At 59.4% G+C, this 6,200-nt stretch carries 4 protein-coding genes and 2 pseudogenes; 1 reads left to right on the plus strand and 5 read right to left on the minus strand.

Features of this window, described 5'->3' with window-relative positions:
* From FHT84_RS20855 to FHT84_RS20870, 4 genes are all read right to left on the minus strand, one after another.
* The gene (locus FHT84_RS20855; protein WP_112342816.1) at positions 1-774 is read right to left on the minus strand and encodes an SDR family oxidoreductase; all 774 of its coding nucleotides are present in this window, start codon (positions 772-774) and stop codon (positions 1-3) included.
* A gap of 61 nt (positions 775-835) precedes the next feature.
* On the minus strand, positions 836-1,825 hold the full coding sequence (locus FHT84_RS20860) for a substrate-binding domain-containing protein (RefSeq protein WP_112342815.1): 990 nt from the start codon (positions 1,823-1,825) through the stop codon (positions 836-838).
* Between the two features lie 85 nt (positions 1,826-1,910).
* Positions 1,911-2,915 (minus strand): ABC transporter permease, encoded by a 1,005-nt coding sequence (locus FHT84_RS20865; protein WP_112342814.1) that lies wholly within the window; start codon positions 2,913-2,915, stop codon positions 1,911-1,913.
* Positions 2,916-2,969: 54 nt separating this feature from the next.
* Complete coding sequence (locus FHT84_RS20870; RefSeq protein ID WP_112343056.1) at positions 2,970-4,448, minus strand: sugar ABC transporter ATP-binding protein; 1,479 nt, start codon at positions 4,446-4,448, stop codon at positions 2,970-2,972.
* A gap of 158 nt (positions 4,449-4,606) precedes the next feature.
* On the opposite strand from FHT84_RS20870, the pseudogene FHT84_RS31770 reads away from it, so the two are divergent.
* A pseudogene (locus FHT84_RS31770) lies at positions 4,607-5,120 on the plus strand (nucleotidyl transferase AbiEii/AbiGii toxin family protein); the annotation flags it as partial.
* Positions 5,121-5,561: 441 nt separating this feature from the next.
* Here the strand turns inward: FHT84_RS31770 and FHT84_RS20880 are convergent.
* Positions 5,562-6,023, minus strand: a pseudogene (locus FHT84_RS20880) (helix-turn-helix domain-containing protein); the annotation flags it as partial.
* Positions 6,024-6,200: the final 177 nt, after the last annotated feature.

Below are 6,200 nucleotides of genomic sequence, written 5' to 3' on the forward strand. Positions count from 1 at the left end.
TCAAAGAATGGTGTAGCCGCCGTCGATCAGCAGATCGGCGCCGTTGATCATGTCCGCGCCGGACGAGGAGAGGAAAACAGCCGCGGCTGCAATCTCCTGCGGGAAGGCGAAACGGCCCGTCGGGATGCGCTTCTTGGCGGCTTCGCCTTTTTCACCGGCCCAGGCCTTCTTGCCGAGCTCGGTCAGCACGATGGTCGGCGAGATGGTGTTGACGTTGATGCCGTGTTTGCCCCATTCGGCGGCAAAGGTCTTGGACATGCCGATCACGCCGAACTTGGAGGCGCAGTATGCCACATGCTCTTCGATGGCGACCGTGCCGGCTTGCGAGGCGAGATTAACGATCTTGCCACCCTTGCCGGCGGCGATCATCGCGCGACCGACAGCCTGTGTGACCAGGAACGTTCCCTTGAGGTTGATGTTGATCGTCTTGTCCCAATAGTCGAGCGGCAGATCCTCGGCGGGAGCAAGGAAGACGACGCCGGCGCTGTTGACGGCGATATCGATGCCGCCGAAATGCGATACGACATCGCTGACGGCCTTGCTGACCGAGGCCGGATCGGACACGTCGCAGACGAATGCTTCAGCGCCGCCGCCGATTTCTGATGCCTTGGTCTTCGCCATGTCGACATTGATATCGAGAACCGCGACCTTCGCGCCCTTGGAGGCGAATGCAGCCGCGACCGCAGCACCGATGCCGGAGCCGCCGCCTGTGACGAGCGCCGTCTTGCCTGAAAGCGGGAAGTTCAAATCAATGTCTGGGGATGTCTCGGTCATCTTTTTCAAGCCTCTGTTTTCGGGGTGTGGCGAGGCGATGGTTCGCCCCGCCACATTGATCTTACTTGCGGGTTTCGAGCAGCTTGTCGACGTTCTCGGCCGTTACCGGGGTCCACGGAACATTGTAGTTCTTGTCCTTGCCGTCGTTGAACGGCATGGCCGGATACTGTTCCCAGATCTTGGATTCCGGCTTGTAGTTGCCCTTCTTGGCGGCAAAGATTGCCAGATCGAGGGCGCCCTGAGCCTGCGCGCTGGCGTCCTGCAGGATCGAGGTCATCGTACCAGCCTTGACGGCATGGAGCGCATCGGTGATGCCGTCGATACCGGCAATGGCGAAGTCTTTGACGTTCAGCTTGGCAGCCTTGATCGCTTCGATCGCGCCGAGCGCCATCTCGTCGTTCTGGCCGATGACGCCGTTGATCTGGCCGGGATGAGAGGTCAGCCAGTTTTCCATGAGGGTCTGGGCTTCGGCACGCGACCAGTTGGCGGTCTGGTCTTCCAGCACCTTCACATTCGGGCACTCGGCAAGCGCCTTCTTGTTGCCTTCGAGGCGCGAGATCTGAGCGGACTGACCGATCGGGCCTTCGAGGATGACGACATTGCCCTTGCAGCCGATCTTGTCGAGGACGCTCTTGGCCTCCATGTAGCCGGAGATCGTGTCGTCGGAACCGACATAAGCAGTCAGCAGATCGGAATTGACGCGGGTGTTCGAGCCGACGACGGGGATACCGGCGTCATGGGCGGCCTGTACGGCGGTTGCTGCGGCCTCGATATCGATCGGTACAAAGATGATCGCGTCGAACTTCTGCGTGATCATCGTGTTGACCTGCTCCTGCTGCACGAGCGCGTCATAGCGGCCGTCGAAGATGGTCAGATCGACATCGCCATTCTTGACGGCGGGGTGTTCCTTTAGCGCTGCCGACCAGATCTGCATGAATTCGGCATTCAGGCCGTAGGGAGCCGCGCCGATTTTCAGCTTCTTGTCCTGGGCGAGGACAGGTGAGGCCAGAATTGCTGTCGCTGCAGCAAGAGCAATCAATAATTTCTTCATTATAGGTCTCCTCCGTTGAAAGTCCGGCCGTCGTCTTGACGAGCCGTTGGGTTTTCCGAGTGTGGACACTGGAATGTCTTCGGGCTCAGCCGCCCAGGTTTCTCTTTTGGTCGAGCATGACGGCGCCGACGATGAGCGCGCCCTTGAGGACCTGCTGGTAGTAGGACTGGATGCCCATGAGATCGAGGCCGTTGTTCATGACACCGATGATCAGCGCGCCGATCAGCGTGCCCGTGATGCGGCCGACGCCGCCGGAAAGGCTGGTGCCGCCAATGACGACGGCTGCAATCGCGTCCAACTCATAGGCGATGCCGGCCTGTGGCAGAGCGGAGCCGGTGCGCGCCGCAAGGATCATGCCTGCCAGACCGGAGAGGCCACCGGAAATGACGTAAACGAGGAAGCGCAGCTTGCTGACGTTGATACCGGAGGTAACGGCTGCATGCGGATTGCCGCCGACAGCATAGATATAGCGGCCGAAGCGGGTGCGGTTCAGGACCCACCAGGCGATGATGAAGACGATGGCAAGCAGAACGACCGGCATTGGGATGGACAGGATGCTGCCGGTGCCGATCCAGCGGAAGTCAGGCGTGAGAGCTGGAACCGGCTTGCCGCCGCCATAGATCAGCGTCAGGCCGCGGGCGGCAGAGAGCATGCCGAGCGTTGCGACAAAAGCGGGAACGGCAAAGCGCGAGACAATAAGGCCGACCACGGCGCCACAGGCGACACCGACCAGCAGGCCGACGACGAGTGCGACATAAGGCGGGTAGGGTGCACCGATGATCCCGGCCGTCGCCGAGGTCGTCGCGAAACTGGCGCTGACGATGCCTGTGAGTGCGACCACGGAGCCGACGGAAAGATCGATGCCGCGCGTCAGGATGACGAATGTCATGCCGATTGCCAGCACCCCGTTGATCGAGGTCTGCAGCAGCACGTTGGAGATGTTGCCGGCCGTCAGGAAGTATTGGTTCGAAACGGAGAGGACAGCTGCGAGCAGAAGGAAGGCGAGAAAGATCCCGTATTCCTGAATGATCAATCGGCGCCGGTCCGAGCCGAACCAGGAATTGGACGGATTATTGTCAGTGGCGGACATTGCAAATACCTCTTGTTGCCGGACGCGTTCTTTTGAGCTTCGTGCCTGCTGTGTTCAGGTCGACAGATGCACGAGCGATTGCGCGTCGGCCTCCTCCCTCTTGAGAATTCCGGCAGACCGTCCCTGGCGCATCACCAGGATGCGGTCCGACATGCCGAGAACCTCGTCTATTTCGGATGAGATCATGATCACGGTGCCGCCTTCGGCGGCGAAGTCGCAGATGATGCGATAGATCTCGCGCTTGGCGCCGACATCGACGCCGCGCGTCGGCTCATCGAGCAGCAGCACTTTCGGCTTGCGCAGAAACCATTTGCCGAGCACCACCTTTTGCTGATTGCCGCCCGAAAGGCCGGAGACCGGCATGCTGTCGCGTGCAGCCTTGATGCCGAAGCGCTGGATCATGTCCCGGCTGGCGTTGGCCTCGGCCCGGCGATCCATCGAAAAATTGGGGCTCATTTCGGGTAGGCTCGCAAGGCAGATATTGTTGCGAACGCTATCGATCAGGTTGAGGCCGGTCAGCTTGCGATCTTCGGTGACGAAGGCGATGCCATGCTGCATGGCTTCGGCCGGTTTGCGCACGGTTATGGGCTCGCCAGCAAGCTTGATCTGGCCGTTGCTGACGGCATCGATGCCGAAGATGCAGTTGAAGATCTCGGTACGGCCGGATCCCATCAGGCCGTAAATGCCGAAAATCTCCCCCTTGTGAGCGGTAAACGAGATGTCGTTGACTTTGCCCTCTGCTGTAAGCCCGGCGACTTCCAGCCCCGGCGTTACCGTCGGGACGTTGGTCTTGATGTATTCTTCGCCAAGCTCGCGGCCGACGATCAGGCGGATGAGGCCCGGCCGGTCGATATTGGCAAGCGCGCCGCTGCCGACATAGGACCCGTCGCGAAAGGCCGTGTAGGAATCGGCGATCTGGAAGATTTCGGACAGACGGTGCGAGACGTAGACAACGCCTTTGCCTTCAGCCTTCAGCCGCTCAATGGTCGCAAACAGCTGCTGCGCTTCCTTCTCGCCGATCGCGGAGGTGGGCTCGTCCATGAAGATCACCTCGGCATCGTGGCTGAGCGCCTTGGCGATCTCGACCAGCTGAACTTGCGCGACCGAGAGGTTCATCATGAATTGCGTGGCGCGGATGTTGAACTGCAGTCGGTCGAGGAGCGCCTGCGCGTTGCGGTTCATTGTCTTGAAATCGATGCCGCCAAAGCGCGCCGATGGCTCGCGGCCGAGATAGATGTTCTCCGCAACCGTCATGTGCGGGATGGGGCTGAGCTCCTGCTCGATGATGGCAATGCCGGCCGCGAGCGCTTCGGCAGGGCTTGTGTAATCCACATCCTTGCCGCGGCGGCGAATGGAGCCGGCATCGCGCTTGTGAATGCCCATCAGAATCTTGAGGAACGTCGACTTGCCCGCACCGTTGCCCCCGCACAAGGCGTGGACGGAGCCGGGACGCAGCTGAAAGCGCCCATCGCGCAATGCGGCGACGCCGCCAAAGGACTTTTTCAGCCCCTTCACTTCGAGCAGGAATTCCACTTTCTCCTCCGCATTCCTCAGGCCGGAACGAGCTTCGACGACGACGCAGTTGATCATCGCTCCGTATTAGATTTGACAAAATTCGAATCGTTTTCGACAAATGTCAATATGCTGATTTCGAGATGCCTTCAGTGATGCGAATGTCGCATTCGTGAGGGCTGGAATATGGCGGGCTCAGGTTGCGGGTCGTGGCCTTGATCAGTGGCGCGCGGATTACCCTGACGATCGACATCGGATTTGGCGATGCGCTCGAGCCTGGGGCGGAGACGCTAGATTATCCTTCTATGCTCGTTTTCCGATGGCCCGGCTCAGAGCCTATGCGCGGGAGACGGTCATTGCCGAAAAGTTCCAGGCGATGGTCATGCTGGGGCGTGCAAACAGCCGCATGAAGGACTTTTACGATATCTGGATTCTCAACAGGTCATTCGATTTCGATGATGACAGAATGGCGTGTGCGATCAAAGCGACTTTCGAACGTCGAGAAACACCGATCCCCCGGAGATACCCGACGCCCTGACGGACGCCTTTGTCAAGGACCAGGAAAAGCAACGGCAATGGCACGCATTCGTTGAAAGCGTTGCACATGAACCCGGCGATCTGAAGGATGTCATCACAGAGATTGCCGCGTTCCTGACGCCACACGTCATTGCCGCTGTGAGGCTGCGCAAATGAGCATTTTGCTCACAATCGCCCGGTCATGGAGCAATGACAAATCGATTTCGCTGACCACGTAAATAACTGGTCACACGTTCGTGTCCCTCACATCAGGTTTTTTGTCAATTGTTCATTCGAGTGGCATCGAATTTCTCCTTGGTGAGTGGGATCCACGGTCTGAGCCCATGGCAATTACCTGCCCGGTTCTCGAGCCTGTACAACCTCACATGCGGTCGCCGCTCTTTGGCGGCAGACACCAATTTCCCGCTTTCGCGAGCGCGGGTTCAGGAGAACGGGACCAATCTCAAGATCGGCGGTTGAAGCCAAAAGGAATCCCGGTCCGTTCACCTGGATCCGTCAGGGCTGATCAGGCCCTGAGGATTGGAATTTGTTTTTCACGGGCGCTTCCCGCTTCAGGCGGTTTTCATGATTGCACCTTCGATCAGGACGCCAGAGCTCATGCGCGAGCTTCACGGTCGTCGTTACGCCGTTGATCAGAATGATCTCGTGGCTCCAGTCGAACTGGTAAGCCTCACCTGGCGCATAGTAGAGCGGCACATAGGCTTCCGCCGTCACGGCTCCCCGGTTCTTCGCCCAGGTCTTGGCATATCGCCGGATCGCGTCATAACTGCCATCGTAGCCGAGTGCCCGAACCTCCTCGTAAATCCGGATCAGCGTCAGCCGTTCGCGTGACGGCTTGCCCTCATTGGCTGTCAAAAACCGCTCGATCTCGGCCTTCCACGCTCCGATCCTTGGCAGCGGTTGCCGCTCCCGTTCATAGGTAAAATCGGTCTCGTCGGAGCGCAGTATCTTGCGAACCGTGTTGCGCGATACATGGAGTTCCCGGACGATCTTCTTCACTGACCAGCCCTGCACATGGAAGGCCCGTCGAACACGCGCAATCGTATCCACTCGCTTCAACTCCCGCTCCATCCGCCGCCAAAAGCCGGATGGTCAGATGAAATCTGAGGGGGGTCAAAATTGGATGCCGATTACCCCGCCAATGGAGTGAACCCCTCGGGCTGGACCACGGGACACGGAAAAACTGATACACTCTGCGGGCCTCAATCGGAGAAGGCTCATGAAGTCCCGAGGTCC

The organism is Rhizobium sp. BK289 (genome assembly GCF_014193575.1).
In the GTDB taxonomy this organism is placed as follows: domain Bacteria; phylum Pseudomonadota; class Alphaproteobacteria; order Rhizobiales; family Rhizobiaceae; genus Rhizobium; species Rhizobium tropici_C.